General features: G+C 71.4%; 18 protein-coding genes and 1 riboswitch. Of the genes, 9 read left to right on the forward strand and 9 right to left on the reverse strand.

What is annotated here, in order from left to right; all coding sequences use genetic code 11:
- Window positions 1–11: 11 nt before the first annotated feature.
- The 4 genes from JCO01S_RS02785 to ppk2 form a co-directional block, all read right to left on the reverse strand.
- A complete protein-coding gene (locus tag JCO01S_RS02785) occupies window positions 12–491 on the reverse strand; it encodes an OsmC family protein (RefSeq protein WP_068250372.1) in 480 nt (159 codons plus the stop codon).
- Between the two features lie 30 nt (window positions 492–521).
- A riboswitch (SAM riboswitch) is annotated at window positions 522–635 on the reverse strand.
- Window positions 636–673: 38 nt separating this feature from the next.
- Window positions 674–1,405: a membrane protein YczE gene (yczE, locus tag JCO01S_RS02790; RefSeq protein ID WP_068250375.1), complete on the reverse strand. Its 732-nt coding sequence runs from the start codon at window positions 1,403–1,405 to the stop codon at window positions 674–676.
- A 4-nt stretch (window positions 1,406–1,409) separates the two neighbouring features.
- Entirely contained in the window at window positions 1,410–2,402 is a 993-nt protein-coding gene (locus tag JCO01S_RS02795) for a hypothetical protein (RefSeq protein WP_157074451.1), read from the reverse strand.
- Between the two features lie 91 nt (window positions 2,403–2,493).
- On the reverse strand, window positions 2,494–3,384 hold the full coding sequence (gene ppk2, locus JCO01S_RS02800) for a polyphosphate kinase 2 (RefSeq protein ID WP_084342573.1): 891 nt from the start codon (window positions 3,382–3,384) through the stop codon (window positions 2,494–2,496).
- Window positions 3,385–3,741: 357 nt separating this feature from the next.
- On the opposite strand from ppk2, the gene ybaK reads away from it, so the two are divergent.
- Entirely contained in the window at window positions 3,742–4,245 is a 504-nt protein-coding gene (gene ybaK, locus JCO01S_RS02805) for a Cys-tRNA(Pro) deacylase (RefSeq protein ID WP_068250384.1), read from the forward strand.
- Between the two features lie 94 nt (window positions 4,246–4,339).
- On the opposite strand, the gene JCO01S_RS02810 is transcribed toward ybaK, so the two are convergent.
- Window positions 4,340–4,684 (reverse strand): DUF952 domain-containing protein, encoded by a 345-nt coding sequence (locus tag JCO01S_RS02810; protein WP_068250387.1) that lies wholly within the window; start codon window positions 4,682–4,684, stop codon window positions 4,340–4,342.
- 36 nt (window positions 4,685–4,720) lie between these two features.
- On the opposite strand from JCO01S_RS02810, the gene JCO01S_RS02815 reads away from it, so the two are divergent.
- Together JCO01S_RS02815 and JCO01S_RS02820 are read left to right on the forward strand one after the other, a co-directional pair.
- Window positions 4,721–5,137, forward strand: coding sequence for a helix-turn-helix transcriptional regulator (locus tag JCO01S_RS02815; protein WP_068250389.1), 417 nt, complete (start codon window positions 4,721–4,723; stop codon window positions 5,135–5,137).
- 9 nt (window positions 5,138–5,146) lie between these two features.
- Window positions 5,147–5,602 (forward strand): VOC family protein, encoded by a 456-nt coding sequence (locus tag JCO01S_RS02820; RefSeq protein ID WP_068250392.1) that lies wholly within the window; start codon window positions 5,147–5,149, stop codon window positions 5,600–5,602.
- A gap of 54 nt (window positions 5,603–5,656) precedes the next feature.
- Here the strand turns inward: JCO01S_RS02820 and JCO01S_RS02825 are convergent, their stop codons facing one another.
- Window positions 5,657–7,117: an NAD-dependent succinate-semialdehyde dehydrogenase gene (locus JCO01S_RS02825; RefSeq protein ID WP_068250396.1), complete on the reverse strand. Its 1,461-nt coding sequence runs from the start codon at window positions 7,115–7,117 to the stop codon at window positions 5,657–5,659.
- 73 nt (window positions 7,118–7,190) lie between these two features.
- Between JCO01S_RS02825 and JCO01S_RS02830 the strand changes: the two genes are divergently transcribed.
- Both JCO01S_RS02830 and JCO01S_RS02835 read left to right on the forward strand, forming a co-directional pair.
- On the forward strand, window positions 7,191–8,432 hold the full coding sequence (locus tag JCO01S_RS02830; RefSeq protein WP_068250399.1) for an aspartate aminotransferase family protein: 1,242 nt from the start codon (window positions 7,191–7,193) through the stop codon (window positions 8,430–8,432).
- 3 nt (window positions 8,433–8,435) lie between these two features.
- Complete coding sequence (locus JCO01S_RS02835) at window positions 8,436–8,930, forward strand: DUF3830 family protein (RefSeq protein ID WP_068250402.1); 495 nt, start codon at window positions 8,436–8,438, stop codon at window positions 8,928–8,930.
- 299 nt (window positions 8,931–9,229) lie between these two features.
- On the opposite strand, the gene JCO01S_RS02840 is transcribed toward JCO01S_RS02835, so the two are convergent.
- Window positions 9,230–10,600: an amidase gene (locus JCO01S_RS02840; protein WP_068250405.1), complete on the reverse strand. Its 1,371-nt coding sequence runs from the start codon at window positions 10,598–10,600 to the stop codon at window positions 9,230–9,232.
- A 3-nt stretch (window positions 10,601–10,603) separates the two neighbouring features.
- Window positions 10,604–11,587, reverse strand: coding sequence for a D-2-hydroxyacid dehydrogenase (locus tag JCO01S_RS02845; RefSeq protein WP_068250408.1), 984 nt, complete (start codon window positions 11,585–11,587; stop codon window positions 10,604–10,606).
- A gap of 76 nt (window positions 11,588–11,663) precedes the next feature.
- Between JCO01S_RS02845 and JCO01S_RS02850 the strand changes: the two genes are divergently transcribed.
- Genes JCO01S_RS02850 through JCO01S_RS02860 form a run of 3 tightly spaced genes read left to right on the forward strand, consistent with a single transcriptional unit; the run spans window position 11,664 to window position 13,911 of the window.
- Complete coding sequence (locus JCO01S_RS02850; protein ID WP_068250411.1) at window positions 11,664–12,443, forward strand: maleate cis-trans isomerase family protein; 780 nt, start codon at window positions 11,664–11,666, stop codon at window positions 12,441–12,443.
- On the forward strand, window positions 12,440–13,246 hold the full coding sequence (locus tag JCO01S_RS02855) for a maleate cis-trans isomerase family protein (RefSeq protein WP_084342574.1): 807 nt from the start codon (window positions 12,440–12,442) through the stop codon (window positions 13,244–13,246). The genes JCO01S_RS02850 and JCO01S_RS02855 overlap by 4 nt, the downstream gene beginning before the upstream one ends.
- Complete coding sequence (locus JCO01S_RS02860) at window positions 13,243–13,911, forward strand: GntR family transcriptional regulator (RefSeq protein WP_245634312.1); 669 nt, start codon at window positions 13,243–13,245, stop codon at window positions 13,909–13,911. The genes JCO01S_RS02855 and JCO01S_RS02860 overlap by 4 nt, the downstream gene beginning before the upstream one ends.
- A 30-nt stretch (window positions 13,912–13,941) precedes the next feature.
- Here JCO01S_RS02860 and JCO01S_RS02865 read toward each other — a convergent pair whose 3' ends face one another.
- The gene (locus JCO01S_RS02865) at window positions 13,942–15,189 is read right to left on the reverse strand and encodes a Glu/Leu/Phe/Val dehydrogenase dimerization domain-containing protein (RefSeq protein WP_084342584.1); all 1,248 of its coding nucleotides are present in this window, start codon (window positions 15,187–15,189) and stop codon (window positions 13,942–13,944) included.
- A 238-nt stretch (window positions 15,190–15,427) separates the two neighbouring features.
- Between JCO01S_RS02865 and JCO01S_RS02870 the strand changes: the two genes are divergently transcribed.
- Window positions 15,428–16,372, forward strand: coding sequence for a LysR family transcriptional regulator (locus JCO01S_RS02870; protein ID WP_068250417.1), 945 nt, complete (start codon window positions 15,428–15,430; stop codon window positions 16,370–16,372).
- The last annotated feature ends 3 nt before the right edge of the window (window positions 16,373–16,375 follow it).

The raw sequence follows: 16,375 nt of genomic DNA on the forward strand, positions 1-16,375 counted from the left end.
CGTCCCTCGGCTCAGGCGGCGGGCGCCGCCACCTGCACGCGGGTGCTCACCGGCACCCCGTTGGTGAGGTTGTCCGCGACCGGGCAGTGGGTGGCCACGGCGTCCTCGAGGCGCCGGTAGGAGGCCTCGCTCTCCGGGCCGGTGAGGTCGACCTTCAGCTCGATGCCCTCGTAGCCCGGCCGGACCCCCTCCTCCGTGCCGAAGAACCCGGCGAGGTCGATGTCGCCCGTGAGCTCGACGTCCACACCGTCCAGCTGCAGGCCGAGCTTCTGGGCCCAGACCTGGTAGCTGATGACCGTGCACGAGGCGAGCGCGGCGAGCAGGTGCTCGATCGGGTTGGCCCCCTTGTCGGTCCCACCGAGCGAGGCCGGCTCGTCGATCGTGAACTCGTGCGTCCCCGCGGTGATCTCGACCTCGGTGGCCGTCCCCCGCACGAGGGAACCCCCGACCGTGATGGTCAGCTGGGTGTCCTTGGTGGCCGTCTGCGTCATGGCATGCTCCTGTCACTCAGGGCTCTGGCGAACCCGCGCTTGCCGCGACCGGTCGGTCGCGGCCAGGTCCTCACCCGGGGCACCCCACCGTGGGTGGAGGGTTGCCGCCCAGCCAGCCGGGGCTTCGCGCTGGGGCTCATGACCTGCACATAACGTGACATGCATGGCTCCATAATGTCCACTTATGGATTGCCGGTCTCAGCATGTGGCGCACCGGTCTCCGGTGAGCCGGTGCGCAGCTCGACGGTGAAGATCGGCAGGAAGAGCTGGGCCAACGGCCCGATGGCCACGGCGTAGAGCGCGGTGCCGATGCCGACGGCACCGCCGAGCAGCCAGCCGACCACGACGACGGTCACCTCGATCCCGGTGCGCACCAACCGGATCGAGCGCCCGGTGACCTGCGACAGCCCGGTCATCAGCCCGTCGCGCGGGCCGGGCCCGAACTGCGAGCCGATGTACATCCCGGTCGCGACCCCGTTGAGCACGACGCCGCCCACGAGGAGCAGGACGCGCCAGCCGAGGTGCTCCGGCGGCTCGAGGACGGAGAGCACGACATCCGCGGAGGGGCCGATGAGCAGGGCATTGCCGATGGTCCCGACGCCCGGCTTCTGGCGAAGGGGGATCCACGCCAGGAGGACGAGGAGGGAGACCCCGACGACGATCGAGCCGAAGGTCAGGGGGACGTGGTGCGAGACACCGACGTGGAGGACGTCCCAGGGGATCTGCCCGAGGGTGCCGCGGATGACGAGCGCCATGGACGCGCCGTACAGGAAGAGGCCGATCAGCAGCATCGGCAGTCGCAGCAGCAGCCGGCCGGCCCGCAGCTGGGCGAGGGGGCCGATGTCGGCCAACTCGCGGGTGCGGCCCCGGGAGGCTCCGACACGGCTGGGACCCGGTCCTCTGGTGGCGCTCATGGCCCTAGTGTGCGCTGCCCCGGAACCACCCTCGGCTGTGCACCGGGCAGCGGCCCTCCTCGCCGGTGTCGCGGGCCGACCGCCCGCCCACGAGCACGCGGCTGGCCCACCGGATGCGGCGACGGATGAGCAGCAGGACGACGACGGCGGTGATGCCGACCGGGCCCCAGAGCGGATCGGGACCGAAGTCGGGGGGCGTGTCGTAGCCCCCGTCCCCGAGACCCGCCGCGCGCTCGAAGTGGTTGCGGGAGAGGGGGAAGACGAGGCTGTCCAGGTAGTACGCCACCGGCAGGGCCATCGGCCCGCCGGCCACGGTGGCGATGGTCCACTGGTCGACGTGCCGGGACTCGTGGCGGCCGATCGCCTCGACCTGCTCGGGGTGGGCAGTGGCATCCGACCCGAATTGCACGTACGTCTCCTGCCCCGGGAGTGCGGAGCCCGCCTGGTCCGCTTCGGGGACCCAGCTGACGAAGACGTCGCCGATGACGCTGCCGCCACCACCGGGGGCCGGGGGTGGCGGGAAGGCCACGAGCACCGCGGACCCGGAGCAGTGGCTCATCCCCAGCGCGCCCGTTGCCATGAGCATCACGCCGCTGGTCGGCGCCGTGACGGCCGAGCGGGTCCTCCCCCACCAGCCGGACGACGAAGGGGGCCGCCCCGGGCCCTCCTCGGCCACGACCTCCTCGGCGCCGCTGGTGAAGCGCGTGCTGCACTGGTCCAGGGGACCCGCCGCCGCCTGGGTCCGCACGGCGGCACCGAGGAGAAGCAGCACGGCGAATCCGGCGACCGCCACGACGCCGGCCCGCTGGTGCCGGTGGCAGACCGTGCAGGACGCCGCCCTCTCCCGACGGCGCCGACGCGCGAAGGGGAGCAGCCACAGGACGAGGCCGGCCACCCCGAGGCACAGCAGCACTGCTGCACCGAGGAGCAGGTGGAGCACCCACTGCGGTGACAGCCTGGCTCCGGGCCTGGTCCCGGCGCGGCTCCCTTCGTCCATGGGAACCCCTCATCTCGCCGGAGGCCGCGCACGACGGCGGCTCGCGACGAGCCTACCCACCCCGGCCTCGCGGGAGCCGGGAGTGAGGCGATCAGTCTCCGACGGTCTTCTTCGCCCGGGCGACGACCTTCTTGTCCGGCGCGAAGACGACCGCCCGGTCCTTGCCCTCGTAGTCGAACTGGTTGAGGAAGAAGCGGATCGCGTTGATCCGCCCACGCTTCTTGTCGTTGGACTTGATGACCGTCCACGGGGCGTGCTTGGTGTCGGTGCGCTCGAACATCGCCTCCTTCGCCGCCGTGTAGTCCTCCCACCGGTCGAGGCTCTCGAGGTCCATCGGGGAGAGCTTCCACCGGCGCACCGGGTCGATCTGCCGGATCGCGAAGCGGGTGCGCTGCTCCTGCTGGGTCACCGAGAACCACATCTTGGTCACGTGGACACCGGCCTCGGTGAGCATCCGCTCGATGCGCGGCGCCTGTCCCATGAAGACCTCGTACTGCTCATCGGTGCAGAAGCCCATGACCCGCTCGACACCGGCGCGGTTGTACCAGGAGCGGTCGAACATGACGATCTCGCCGCTCGTGGGCAGGTGCTGGAGGTAGCGCTGGAAGTACCACTGCCCCTCCTCCCGATCGGAGGGCTTGGTCAGGGCCACGACCCGGGCACCCCGGGGGTTGAGGTGCTCGGTGAAGCGCTTGATCGTCCCGCCCTTGCCGGCCGCGTCCCGCCCCTCGAAGAGGATGACGAACTTCCGGCCGGTGTCATGGGCCCAGTACTGGAACTTCAGCAGCTCGATCTGGAGCAGGTACTTCTCGACGTCGTAGTCGAAACGGGTCATCAACTCCTCGTAGGGGTAGTTCTCCCGCCAGGTCTCGACCGCGCGACCGTCCGGGGCGATGAGCATGGGGTCATCGCCCTGGTCGTCGCGAACCGTGTAGCCCTCGTCGATCAGCCGGTCGATGTACTCGCGCAGGTTCTGCTGCATGGGTCGTGGATAGCACCCCAAGGTGTCCAGCAGGTAACGGTCCGGCGCTGAGGTGCGAGGCCACCCGCGGTGGCCCCTGAGGTGCGAGCGTGCGCGCGGCTCATGCGCTACTCACGGGTACTACACCACGCTGCGCGTAGCCAGTGAAGTGGATTCCCGGAAACTCAAGGTTCTGTTGGCTCTCGACGTCTGAGAGTGGTGTCGTACCCGCGAGTCACTTGGTGAACCGGAGCGGCGCTGGGTGCCACGACTGCAGATCGCACCGCTCACGCGAAACGTAGGACCCGAGCAGCCACCGGTCCCCGAGGTGCGAGCACGCCCGCGGCCGGGCCCCGAAACCACTGGCAGGCTGACCCCATGAGCAGGAGAGCGAAGGGGGGCGGCGCCACCCCCGCGACGAAGGCGCTGTCGGCAGCCGGACACGAGTTCGTCGAACGCGCCTACGAGCACGACCCGGCCGCCGCCTCGTACGGGCTCGAGGCCGCCGAGGCACTCGGGGTGGAGCCGGAGCGGGTCCTCAAGACCCTGCTCGCCCAGACCGACCTGACCCGCGACCACGGCCTCGTCGTGGCCATCGTCCCCGTCGACCACCAGCTGGACCTCAAGGCGGTCGCCGCCGCCGTCGGCGCGAAGAAGGCGAGCATGGCCGACCCCGCCGGCGCGGAGCGGGCGACCGGGTACGTCGTGGGCGGCATCAGCCCGATCGGCCAGAAGCGCTCTCTGACAACGGTGCTCGACGAGTCGGCCATGTCTCACGAGACGATCCTCGTCAGCGGGGGTCGCCGCGGCTTCGACATCGAGCTCGCGCCGAGCGACCTCGTCGAGGTGACCCGCGCCTTCATCGCAACCATCGGGAGATAGGGCAGCGAGCAGATGGACTGCAGTTCGGTCTGCTGGGAACGAGTTCCCGCGGCCCCTCGCCCTCGTCGGCGGCGAGCTGCAGTCCATGTGCGCGTCATCGCTCAGCTCGGCCCGGAAGCGGGTCCACCCGACCGACGCACGCGACAGGCAGGTCACCGCCGTAGACGTGGGGGAAGAGCTCGCTCACCCCGGCTGCGGGCGGCTCGAACCGCACCTCGAGGCCTCGCTCGGCGAGTGCGGACTCGTCGAGCGTGAGCAGCAGCAGGGGCTCGGTGACGTCGGCGTAGAAGCGCTCGAGAACCCCGGCGGTCTGGTCGGGGGCGCTGCAGTGCATGAAGCCGACATCCGCGATGAGCCGCCCGCGTGTGGAGACGGGGTACGTGCCAATTGCCTGCGCAGCGCTCCAGTCGGACTCGAAGGCGATGTGCTGCAGAGACATGGATCCATCGTGCCCGGATAGCCTGGCCAGGTGGCGATGAGCGCGCGGGAGGACCAGAACCGCCGGCTCCTGCGCGCCCGTGACGCGATGGATCACGACTACGCGAGCCCGCTGGACATCCCTTCGCTCGCCACGGTGGCGCTGATGTCGCCGGCGCACTTCTCCCGGCAGTTCACCGCGACCTTCGGGGAGACCCCGCACCGCTACCTCCAACGCCGGCGGATCGAACGGGCGATGGCGCTGCTGCGCGACCACGACCGCACCGTCACCGACGTCGCGATGGCGGTGGGCTACGACAGCCTCGGGACCTTCAGCCGGACCTTCCGCGAGATCACCGGGCGCACGCCGAGTGCCTTCCGCGACGACCCGCCGATCGACGCGCCCGGATGCATCGTGCGGCGCTGGACGAGACCGAGCAGCTCCGGAGAAGCGCCACCGGCTGCACGTCCCTAGGTTGGAGCCATGTTCACAGGAATCAGCCACCACTCCGTCTACGTCCTCAACCAAGAGGAGGCCCTCGCCTTCTACTGCGGCAAGCTCGGCTTCGAGGTGAGCGCCGATGTCAACCTGGGCTTCATGCGCTGGCTCACCATCGCGCTGCCCTCCCAGCCGGACCGGCACATCATGCTCGAGGTGCCGGGGCCTCCCTTCGTCGACGACGCGATCGCCGGCCAGCTGCGCGACCTGCTCACCAAGGGTGCGCTCGGCACAGCCGCCATCCTCACCACCAACGACTGCCGGGCCACCTACGAGGACCTGCGGGCGAAGGGGGTCGAGTTCACCGAGGAGCCGACCGAACGTCCGTACGGCATCGACTGTGCGCTGCGGGACCCCTTCGGCAACCCCGTGCGAGTCACCCAGCCCGCGACCGGACCGGTGACCGCCGAGGACTTCGCGCAGGAGAGCACCGGGGGCTGACCCTTCGCGACGGCCGCGGGGCGGCCTCCTCAGACCGCCCCGCCTCCGTCGTCCTCACATCTTCACGCCGATGTACTTCGTCTCGAGGAACTCGTCGATCCCGGTGAAGCCGCCCTCGCGCCCCAGACCGGACTCCTTGACCCCGCCGAAGGGAGCCGCCGGGTTGGAGACGACGCCCTGGTTCAGGCCGACCATGCCGGCTTCGAGGGCGTGGCTGACCCGCAGGCCACGGTTCAGGTCCTGGGTGAAGAGGAAGGAGACCAGGCCGAAGGGGGTGTCGTTGGCCATCCGCACCGCCTCCTCCTCGGTGTCGAACTCCGTGATCGCCGCGACCGGGCCGAAGATCTCGGTGCTGGTCAGGTCGGCCTCCGCGGGGACCCCCGTCAGGACCGTGGCCGGGTAGAAGTGACCCTCGCGGTCGACCGGGCTGCCGCCGACGGCGACGGTGGCACCGCGCTCGACCGCGTCCGTGACGAGCTCGTGGACCTTCTCGACCGCGCCCTGGTTGACCAGCGGCCCGACGACGACGTCGTCCTCGACGCCGCGGCCCATGGCCAGCTGTCCCATCCGCTCGGTGAGCCTGCGGGAGAACTCCTCGGCCACGGGGCGCTGCACGAGAATCCGGTTCGCGGCGGTGCAGGCCTGCCCGATGTTGCGCATCTTCGCCGCCATGGCCCCCTCGACCGCGACGTCGAGGTCGGCGTCCTCGAAGACGAGGAACGGGGCATTGCCCCCGAGCTCCATCGAGGTCTTCATGACGGTCTTCGCCGCGAGCTCGAGCAGGTGCTTGCCCACCGGGGTCGAGCCGGTGAAGGAGAGCTTGCGCGAGCGCGGGTCGAGGATGATCGGGGTCATCACGTCATCGGTGTGGCTCGTCGTGACGACGTTGACGACCCCCTTCGGGAGCCCGGCGCGCACGAGGATGTCCACGAGCGCCAGGGTCGACAGCGGGGTCAGCGACGCGGGCTTGATCACCGCGGTGCACCCGGCGGCCAGAGCGGGGCCGATCTTGCGGGTGCCCATCGCCATCGGGAAGTTCCACGGCGTGATCAGCACGCAGGGCCCGACCGGCTCCTTGGCGACCATGAACTGCGCGCCGCCCGCGGGCGCCGTCATGTATCCGCCGTCGATGCGCACCGCCTCCTCGGCGAACCACCGGAAGAACTCGGCCGCGTAGGCGATCTCCCCCTTCGCCTCCGGCAGCGGCTTGCCCATCTCGAGGGTCATGATCAGCGCGAGCCGGTCCTGCTCGGCCATGAGCAGGTCGTAGGCACGGGAGAGGATCTCGCTGCGCTCGCGCGGTGCCGTCCTGGCCCAGTCCGCCTGGGCCGCATCGGCTGCGTCGAGGGCGCGCATCGCCTCCTCGGGGTCCGCGTCGGCGATCTCGACGAGCACCTCGCCGGTCGAGGGGTCCTCCACCGGGAGCTTCTTCGCGGTGTCCACCCACTCCCCGCCGATGAAGAGCTGGGTCGGGACCGATGCGATCGCGTCGTTCTCGCGCGCGTTCTCTGCCATGTCAAAGCCTCCTTGCCGTTGCCGCCATCCTAGAAGTATTGTCAACAATCGGACAACCAATGGAGGTTCATCGATGACTGCCCTGTCGCCCATCCTCAAGCAGGCCACCCCGGTGGTCGTCGACCACGCCCAGGGATGCGAGGTCTTCGACACCGACGGACGCCGCCACCTCGACTTCACCGCCGGCATCGGCGTGGTCAGCACCGGCCACTGCCACCCGAAGGTGGTCGCCGCCGCCCAGGAGCAGGTCGGCAAGCTCATCCACGGCCAGTACACGACCGTCATGCACCAGCCGCTGCAGCGTCTCGTCGAGAAGCTCGGCGGCGTGCTCCCGCAGGGCCTGGACTCGCTCTTCTTCGCCAACTCCGGCAGCGAGGCCCTCGAGGCCGCGCTCCGACTCTCCCGGCAGGCGACCGGCCGCCCGAACGTCATCGTCTTCCACGGCGGCTTCCACGGCCGCACCGTCGCGACCGCGACGATGACGACCTCGGGCACCCGCTTCTCCGCGGGGATCAGCCCGCTCATGGGCGGGGTGCACGTGGCCCCCTTCCCCACCGCCTACCGCTACGGATGGAGCGAGGAGGAGGCGACCCGCTTCTGCCTCCAGGAGCTGGACTACATCTTCGCGACGCTCTCCGCGCCGGACGAGACCGCCGCCTTCATCATCGAGCCGGTCCTCGGCGAAGGGGGGTACATCCCCGCCAACACCGCCTTCATGCAGGGTCTGCGGGAGCGGGCCGACGAGCACGGCATCCTGCTCGTCGTCGACGAGGTGCAGACCGGCTTCGGCCGGACCGGTCGCTACTTCGGGCACGAGCACTTCGACGTGCGCCCCGACGTGGTCACCCTGGCGAAGGGGATCGCCTCCGGCTTCCCCATCTCCGGCATCGCCGCCTCCGAGGAGCTCATGGCCAAGGCCTGGCCCGGCTCGCAGGGTGGCACCTACGGCGCCAACGCCGTCGCCTGCGCGGCCGCAGTGGCCACCCTCGAGGTCATCGAGGAGGAGGGCCTCGTCGCCAACTCCGAGGAGCGCGGCAAGCAGCTCATCGAGGGCGCCCGCCAGGCCGCGGACGACGGCGTCGGTGACGTGCGCGGGCTCGGCCTGCTCGTCGGCAACGAGTTCACCACCGCGGACGGCGAGCCGGACACCGCCCGGGCCAAGGCCGCCCAGCAGAAGGCCGCCGAGAAGGGGCTGCTCATGCTCACCAACGGCGCGCACACGAACTGCGTCCGGATGATCCCGCCGCTCGTCATCACCCCCGAGGAGGTCGACGAGGGGCTGCAGATCTGGTCCGAGGTGCTGAAGGAGGTCTGAGCCGTGGCTCGCTACATGACGATCACGCTCGAGAGCCGGGGGGTCTCGTGCCGGGCCCGGCTGCTCGACGAGGAGGCGCCCGGCAGCTGCGCCGCGGTGTGGGAGGTGCTGCCGACCGGGGGTGATGCCTTCCACGCGAAGTACGCCCGCAACGAGGTCTACACCCTCATCCCCCGGCTGACCGCGGCTCCCCACCGGGAGAACCCGACGATCACGCCGATCCCGGGGGACGTGTGCCTCTTCGACTTCGAGCCCTGGGAGATCGGCAACCCGGCCTACGGCTACGACGCGGGGTCGGCGGCGCACGCGGAGCAGGGCGCGACCGACCTGGCGATCTTCTACGGGCGCAACAACCTGCTCGTCAACGGTGACGTCGGCTGGGTGCCCGGCAACGTCTTCGCCACGATCGAGGAGGGGCTGGCCGAGATGGCCGAGGCCTGCAACGACCTCTGGCGCACCGGCGTCGTGGGCGAGCGACTCACCTTCGCCCGGGCCTGAACCACGCCTGACCCACGAAGCCCGACCCGGGCGCTGCCTCGGGGGAGGGGGTGCACGCGCCCGGGCCGGGGGTCGATGGACGCCACCGACCACAGCAGTGGCGCAGGCGAATCTCCGGCCTGACAGGCTTGCCCGATTCCCCCTCCGTCACGTCTCGACGGCGCCTGCCGCCGGATTACGGTTGTGGTAGGGCCCTCCAGTGCACTGGAGGGCCCTCCTCCCCCGAACCCATGCGTTGATCTTACTACTTCTTTACTCTTTGTGAAGGTCTCGTTCCGGCAACGGCACGGGCCGTCGCCTCAGCGGCCCATCACCCACTCCACGAACCGCCCGGCGGCTAGGACGAGGTCGTCGGAGTGGCGCGGTCCGACGATCTGCAGACCGACCGGCAGCCCGGCGGCGGTGGTGCCCACGGGGATGCTGATCGCCGGCTGCTGGGTCATGTTGAAGGGGTAGCTGAACTGCGTCCACTGCGGCCAGGTCTCGTAGTCGCCGCCCGGCGGCACGTCGTGCCCGGCCTCGAAGGCGACGATCGGCATCGTCGGGGTGATGAGCAGGTTGTGCTCCTCGTGGAACTGCCCCATCCGGATCCCGAGGGCTGCCGAGACGGCCTGCGCCTTGAGGAACTCCACGGCCGTGGCCCGGTCGCCCTGGTCCCACATCCGCCCCAGCCCGGGGTCGACGGTCTCGCGGGCACCGGGCATGCCGCCGAGCAGCTTCGCCGCGCCGGCAGCCCAGAGCAGTTGGAAGGACTCGTACGGGTCCTCGAAGCCGGGATCGGCGTTCGTCACGTCGAGGCCGGCAGCGGCCACCTTCGCCACGGCGTCGTCGCAGATGCGGGCGACCTCCGGGTCGACCCGCACGTACCCGAGGTCCCTGGAGTAGGCGACGTGCAGCCCGGTCACCTCACGGTTGAACTCGCCGCGGTAGGTCAGCTGCGGCGGTGCCTGCGAGGTCGGGTCGCGCGGGTCCGGGAGCGAGAGGATGTCCATGAGCAGCGCGGCGTCCTCCACGGTGCGCGTCATCGGACCAGCGTGCGCCAGGGGCCCGAAGGGGCTCGCCGGGTACATCGGGATCCGGCCGTGGGTGGGCTTGAGCGCGACGATCCCGCAGAAGGAGGCCGGGATGCGCACGCTGCCACCGCCGTCGGTGCCGACCGCGACCGGGCCCATGCCGCTGGCGACCGCGGCCGCCGCCCCACCGGAGGAGCCGCCGGCGGTCGTGCTCGGGTCGACCGGGTTGCGCGTGATCCCCGTGAGCGGGCTGTCGGTGACCGCCTTCCACGCCAGCTCCGGGGTCGTGGTCTTGCCGACGAAGACCATCCCGTCGGCCCGCAGGCGGGCGGTCACGGGGGCGTCCTCGTCCCACGGCTGGTCCGGGTCGACGGCCCTGGAGCCGCGCAGCGTCGGCCAGCCCTTGGTGAGGAAGATGTCCTTGATCGAGATGGGCACCCCGTCGAGCAGGCCCTGGGGGTGCCCGGCGCGCCACCGCTCCTCGGAGGCACGGGCCATCTCCAGCGTCGTCTCGCGATCGACCAGGCAGAAGGCATTGAGCCCACCGTCGACCTCGTCGATGCGGTCCAGCACCGCCTCGGCGGCCTCGACCGGCGAGAGCTCACCACCCCCGTAGGCGGCGACGAGCTCGACGGCGGTCATCTCGGTGGGGTTCATCTCTCAGCTCCCGGTGCTCGGTACGTAACCCAGTGAGGTGTCGACGACGTTGGCCAGCGGCTCCTCGTCGACCCAGCGCGCGAAGTTGTCCGCGAACAGGCGCAGCAGCTCCTCGCGCCACCCGATGAAGTCCCCCGAGTTGTGCGGGGTGATGACGACACCGGGCATGCCCCACAACGGGTGGTCCTCCGGCAGCGGCTCGACGTCCAGGACGTCGAGCGCGGCTCCGGCGATCGACCCGTCACGCAGAGCGGACACGAGGTCGTCGGTGACGACGGACTCCCCGCGGCCGACGTTGATGAAGCGGGCGTGGTCCGGCATGGCACGGAAGGCCGCCGCGTCGAACATCTCCTTGGTGTCCTCGGTCAGCGGCGCGATGCCGACCACCCAGTCGGCGCGGCCGAGCGCCTCGTGCAGGTCCGCCTGGGCGGTGACCGTCCCGAAGTCCGGGTCGTCGGTGCGGGCCCGGCGGCCCGACCCGGAGACCTGCACGCCCACGGCGGTGAGCAGCCGCGCGACGGCCCGCCCGATCTGGCCGGTGCCCACGACGAGCGCCTTGGTGCCGGCGACCCGCTCGGACTCCCGGTGCACCCAGCGCCGGGCGCGCTGCAGTTCCCAGGAGCGCGGCATGTCCTTGGCGAAGCTCAGCACCTGCCCCACGACGTACTCCGCGATGGAGTCGTTGAAGACCCCCCGCGAGTTGGTGAGGATGACGTCGCTGTCGACGACCTCCGGGGAGAGGATCGCGTCCACCCCGGTGGCCGCGACGTGGATCCAGCGAAGGGAGTCGGCCGCGTGCCAGGCGTCCGGTATCGCCTGCGAGAAGAAGTCGTGCGCGAAGAGCACGTCCGCGCCGGGCAGCGCGTCGGGCAGCTCCTCTGCCGTCGCGTAACGCACCTCGGCCGCCTTCTCGCGCACGGGCGCCATCGCCTCTTCATCGGGGAGATCACCGTCGTGCAGCACCACGACCACGGACTGCCTGGTCATGTTGACAACGTAGAAGCGGCGCTCCTAGATTGTCAACAATCTTGCAATCCTCCCTCTGTGAAGGTGAGGTCCCACCGTGGAGCTGACCGACGTCGAACTCGACGGCCCACTCGCGCAGCGCGGCATCGGCATCATCGCGCCCTTCGACCTCGCCCTCGAGCGGGAGTTGTGGCGCTGGGCGCCGCTGGAGGTCAGCTTCCACCTGGCGCGCACCCCCTTCGAGCCGGTGGCGGTGAGCCTGGAGCAGGCGGAGCTCGTCTCGGCCCCGAAGCACCTGCAGACCGCGACCCGCGACGTACTCGGCGTCTACCCGGAGATCGTCGCCTACCTGTGCACCTCGGGCAGCTTCATCCACGGGGTGGAGCACGAACGACGGCTCGTGCAGGCGATCCTCGACGCGGGCGCCCCGGACGCGGTGACCACCTCGGGCGCCCTCGTCGAGGCGGTGCGCGCGCTCGGCCTGTCCCGGATGTCCGTCATCACGCCGTACGACGAGACGCTGACCCGGCGCCTCGAGGCCTTCCTCGGGGAGCTCGGCGTCGAGGTCCTCCACTCCCAGTACCTCGGTCTCGGCGGCGGCATCTGGCGGGTCAACTACCGCACCGTGGCCGAGCTGATCCTCGCCGCCGACGACCCCGCGGCGGAGGCCATCTTCGTCTCCTGCACCAACTTGCCGACCTACGACATCATCGCGCCGATGGAGCGCGAGCTCGGCAAGCCGGTGCTCACCGCCAACCAGCTGACCGTGTGGTCCTGCCTGCACCGGATGGGCCTGCCGATGATGGGCCCGGGCAGCTGGGTGACCCCGCTGCTCGAGCGCGAGGGCGAGACCGCACCAGGAAAGGAGCACCCATGAGCACCGACCGGGCCACGGTCGGGATCATCTACCCCGACCATGCCGCCGAGGACGACTACCCGCTCGCCGAGCGGCTGCTCGGGGTCTCGCTGCCGGTGGTCCACATCTACGGCACGGACCTGCACGCGGTACCCGAGCTGCTGGACCTCGGCAGCCCGCAGCGCCTCGCCGAGGGGGCCCACCAGCTCGCCGGGCACGCGCCCGATGCGGTGATGTGGGCCTGCACCTCGGGCAGCTTCGTGCGCGGGGTCGACGGGGCCCGCGTGCAGGTCGAACGCCTCGCCGACGTCACCGGGGTACCGACCTCCAGCACGAGCCCGGCCTTCGTCGGGGCGCTGCAGACCCTCGGGCTCTCCAGGGTGTCGGTCGCCGCGAGCTATCCCGACGACATCGCCCAGCTCTTCGTCGACTACCTCGCCGCCGGTGGCGCCCGGGTGCTCGCGATGTCCAGCGCCGGCATCGACACCGCGGCGGAGGTCGGGACCCTGCCCCCGGGCCGGGTCGTGGACCTCATCACCGCAGCGGACCGGGAGGACGCCGAGGCGGTCCTCGTCCCGGACACGGCGATGCACACCCTCGGGGTCATCCCCGAGGCCGAGGCGGCGATCGGCAAGCCCGTGCTCACCGCCAACCAGGTGACGATCTGGCAGGGGCTGCAGCCCCTCGGGTGGCACGGAGGGGGCGAAGGGGGCCCCGCAGCGACCGCTCCGCCCGAGGGGGCGCCACCGCCCGTGCGGACACTCGGGGCACTCTTCGCCACCGGTGGCACCGCCGGGGACCGCACCACCGGCGAGAGGGCATGATGTCGGACCTCGAGGTCACCCCCGCCCCACGACGATCGACCGTCGAGCACATCGCCGCGGAGCTGCGTGCCGCCGTCATCGCCGGGACGTTGCCTCCCGGGACACAGCTCGGGGAGGCGGACCTGGCCCATCGCTTCGAGGTCTCGCGGGGCCCCCTTCGCGAGGCCATGCAACGCCTGGTCTCGGAGGGCATCCTCGTGGCCATCGCCAACCGCGGGGTCTTCGTCACCGAGCTGACGACCGAGGACATGGCCGACATCTACCGTGCCCGTGCGGCGATCGAGCGCGGCGCCGCGGAGGTCCTCCTCGACGGGCACCGCCGGCAGGCGCACAGTGCGCTCGGGCCCCCGGTCCGGGAGATGAAGGCAGCCGCCCGGGCCGGCGACGGGCCCGGCGTCTCGGATGCCGACCAGGCCTTCCACGAGGCGCTCGTCGCGTGCTCGGGGAGCCCTCGTCTCATCCGCGCCATGAGCACCCTCATCGTCGAGACCCGGCTCTGCCTGGGTGAGCTGCGCACGACCTACCCCGACCTGCGTACCCAGGTGCGCGAGCACGAGGACCTGCGCCGGGCCATTCGGGACGCCCCGCGCGAGCAGGTCCTGGACCACGTGCGCGCACACCTCGAGGACGCCGTCGACCGGCTCACCGCGAAGCGAGCCGGCTGACGACGCCCTCGGTCGAGGTGGGGCGGGCACTCAGGGGACGATGATCTCCGCCCCCGCGAGCGCCTCACGGTTGGCCTGGGCGATCCCGCGAGCGGTGGTGCGTGGCGGCACCCGGTCACTCGTCCAGGCCTCGAGGATCACCGCGACCTTGGACTGCATCTCGTTGCGCAGCCTGCGGAAGGAGTCCTCGGGATCGGTCCCGACCTGGCCCTGCAGCAGCCACCAGGCCCAGGCTGCGGCGCCCGCGTTGGCGACGAAGTCCGGGACGACCGGCACGCCGCGAGCGGTCAGCTCGTCCTCCGCCGGCGCGGTCGTCGCCGTGTTCGCGGCCTCGACGACCACCCGGGCGGCGACGTCGGCGACGTTGTCCTCGTTGATCGCGTACGAGACGGCGGCGGGCACGAGGATGTCGACCTCGCTGGCGAGGATCGCATCGCGGGGCAGCTGCTCGACGCTCCCGGGGACCTGCGAGCGGTCGATCTCGCCGTACTCGTCACGAGCCGCGAGGAGCGCGGGCACGTCCAGGCCGTCCGGGTCGCGCAGCGTCCCGCCGGCGTCGGCGATCGCCACGATCTTCACACCCGCCTCGTGCAGGTACCAGGCTGCTCCGCCGCCCATGGTCCCGACCCCCTGGACCGCGACGGTCGTGGTCGACGGGGGCCAGCCCAGCGCCACCGCCGTGCCCAGGCAGGCCTGCGCGACGCCGTAGCCGCCGATGACGTCACCGAGGGGCAGCGGCAGCTCGTCCTCGGTCTGGACGTGCAGCCCGGCCCGGACCCGGGCCAGTGCGCGCTCCGGGTCGGCGGAGCGACCGATCGCCGCGTGGTAGGACTGCGAGAGCCCGAGCTCGGCGAAGGCCTCGTCGATCTGCTCCTGGGAGACGCCCAGGTCCTCCGCGGTGATCCAGTGCCGGTCCAGCCAGGGGCGCATGGCCTCGCAGAAGCGGGTCAGCACGCCCATGGCCCGTGGGTCCTTCGGGTCGAAGTCGATACCGCCCTTGGCGCCGCCGACCGGGAGGCCGAAGGTCGCGGTCTTCGTGGCCATGCCGCGGGCGAGGTCGGTGACCTCCTCGACCGTGCACCCCTTGCGCATGCGGGTACCTCCCGTGGCGAGGCCCCCGACGAGCGTCTGCACGACGAGGAATCCGTCGGCGCCCGTCACCGGGTCGCGCCAGGTGACCTCGTGCGCCGGAGGGGCCTCGGTCAGGTCGACCGGGACGGCTGTCACCGCCTGTCGGGCCTGCTTGTCCAGTTCACCCCTGTTGTCCATCAGCGTCATGTCGACCACCTCCGTAGCGAGATCGAGGGCCTCGTTGCCCCGTACGGCCAGCGTGCGGCCGGGCCCGAGCCCCCGTCCAGCAACAGTTCGTGCACGTTCCTGCGAAGGTTCACTTCACGATCGCGAGGGCGCCTCGGATGGACGTGGCCGCGCCGACGTTCCACCGGCGGGTCGACCTCGACCCGGGTCGCCGACGAGGCTCCGGGCATTCCGTGCCACGCCGTGCCACTCTGGGCTCATGGAGCTGTCCCTGCGCCGTCTCCACATGCTGCGCGAGCTGCGTCGCCGCGGCACGGTGACGGCCGTCGCGGAGACGCTGCACTACAGCACCTCCGGCGTCTCCCAACAGCTCGCGCAGCTCGAGCGGGAGGTGGGCGTCAAGCTCGTCGAGCGGCACGGGCGCCGGCTCCAGCTGACCGAGCTGGGCCTGCTGCTCTCCGAGCACGCCGACGAGATCCTGCAGGCGGTGGACCGGGCCACCGCGGCGCTCGACGAGGCGGAGGAGGGGCTCACGGCGAGGCTCACGCTCGGGGTGTGGGCCTCCGTGGCCTCCGGTCTCGTCCCACCGGCCCTGGCTGCCCTGCTGCACAGCCACCCGGGCGTCACCGTGAGCACGGTCGAGCTGGCCCCGGAGGAGACGGCCGAGGCGGTGCGTGACGGCCGGCTCGACATGTCCTTCGTCATCGACTACTCGGGCCAGCCGCTGGACCACGACCCGACGCTCGTGCGCGCGGTGGTGGCCGTCGAGCGGCTGCACGCCGCCGTGCCGACGGAGATGATGATCCCCCCGGGGACGGTCTCGCTCATCGACCTGGCCGAGCACCCGTGGATCCTCGCCGGCCGCCGCTCCCAGTTCGGACGGGCGGTGCGCACCGCGTGCCACCAAGCGGGCTACGAACCACGGATCGCGCACACCGTCGAGGAGCAGCCGACGGCCCTGGCGATGGCCGCAGGCGGCCTCGGCGTCACCCTCGTCTCCGACCTGGCCCTGGAGCACCTCCCACCGGGAGTGGACATCCTCCCCCTTCGGGAGCCGGTGATGCGCACGGTCTCGATCACGCACCGCCGCAGGCCGGTTCGCCCTTCGCTCGACCTCGTCATCGACGCGGTCAGGGCAACCGCCGCGACGAAGGGGGTCGCCGCCGGGTCGCTCCCGGCGACCGACCCGCAAGCCCCCGCCTGAGGT

It is taken from the genome of Janibacter corallicola NBRC 107790, assembly GCF_001570965.1.
GTDB lineage: Bacteria > Actinomycetota > Actinomycetes > Actinomycetales > Dermatophilaceae > Janibacter > Janibacter corallicola.

Excerpts from the sequence above, each read along its gene's own strand:
- JCO01S_RS02785 (WP_068250372.1), bottom strand. The coding sequence starts at position 491 with ATGACGCAGACGGCCACCAAGGACACCCAGCTGACCATCACGGTCGGG.
- yczE (WP_068250375.1), bottom strand. The coding sequence starts at position 1,405 with ATGAGCGCCACCAGAGGACCGGGTCCCAGCCGTGTCGGAGCCTCCCGG.
- JCO01S_RS02795 (WP_157074451.1), bottom strand. The coding sequence starts at position 2,402 with ATGGACGAAGGGAGCCGCGCCGGGACCAGGCCCGGAGCCAGGCTGTCA.
- ppk2 (WP_084342573.1), bottom strand. The coding sequence starts at position 3,384 with ATGCAGCAGAACCTGCGCGAGTACATCGACCGGCTGATCGACGAGGGC.
- ybaK (WP_068250384.1), top strand. The coding sequence starts at position 3,742 with ATGAGCAGGAGAGCGAAGGGGGGCGGCGCCACCCCCGCGACGAAGGCG.
- JCO01S_RS02810 (WP_068250387.1), bottom strand. The coding sequence starts at position 4,684 with ATGTCTCTGCAGCACATCGCCTTCGAGTCCGACTGGAGCGCTGCGCAG.
- JCO01S_RS02815 (WP_068250389.1), top strand. The coding sequence starts at position 4,721 with ATGAGCGCGCGGGAGGACCAGAACCGCCGGCTCCTGCGCGCCCGTGAC.
- JCO01S_RS02820 (WP_068250392.1), top strand. The coding sequence starts at position 5,147 with ATGTTCACAGGAATCAGCCACCACTCCGTCTACGTCCTCAACCAAGAG.
- JCO01S_RS02825 (WP_068250396.1), bottom strand. The coding sequence starts at position 7,117 with ATGGCAGAGAACGCGCGCGAGAACGACGCGATCGCATCGGTCCCGACC.
- JCO01S_RS02830 (WP_068250399.1), top strand. The coding sequence starts at position 7,191 with ATGACTGCCCTGTCGCCCATCCTCAAGCAGGCCACCCCGGTGGTCGTC.
- JCO01S_RS02840 (WP_068250405.1), bottom strand. The coding sequence starts at position 10,600 with ATGAACCCCACCGAGATGACCGCCGTCGAGCTCGTCGCCGCCTACGGG.
- JCO01S_RS02845 (WP_068250408.1), bottom strand. The coding sequence starts at position 11,587 with ATGACCAGGCAGTCCGTGGTCGTGGTGCTGCACGACGGTGATCTCCCC.
- JCO01S_RS02855 (WP_084342574.1), top strand. The coding sequence starts at position 12,440 with ATGAGCACCGACCGGGCCACGGTCGGGATCATCTACCCCGACCATGCC.
- JCO01S_RS02860 (WP_245634312.1), top strand. The coding sequence starts at position 13,243 with ATGATGTCGGACCTCGAGGTCACCCCCGCCCCACGACGATCGACCGTC.
- JCO01S_RS02865 (WP_084342584.1), bottom strand. The coding sequence starts at position 15,189 with ATGACGCTGATGGACAACAGGGGTGAACTGGACAAGCAGGCCCGACAG.
- JCO01S_RS02870 (WP_068250417.1), top strand. The coding sequence starts at position 15,428 with ATGGAGCTGTCCCTGCGCCGTCTCCACATGCTGCGCGAGCTGCGTCGC.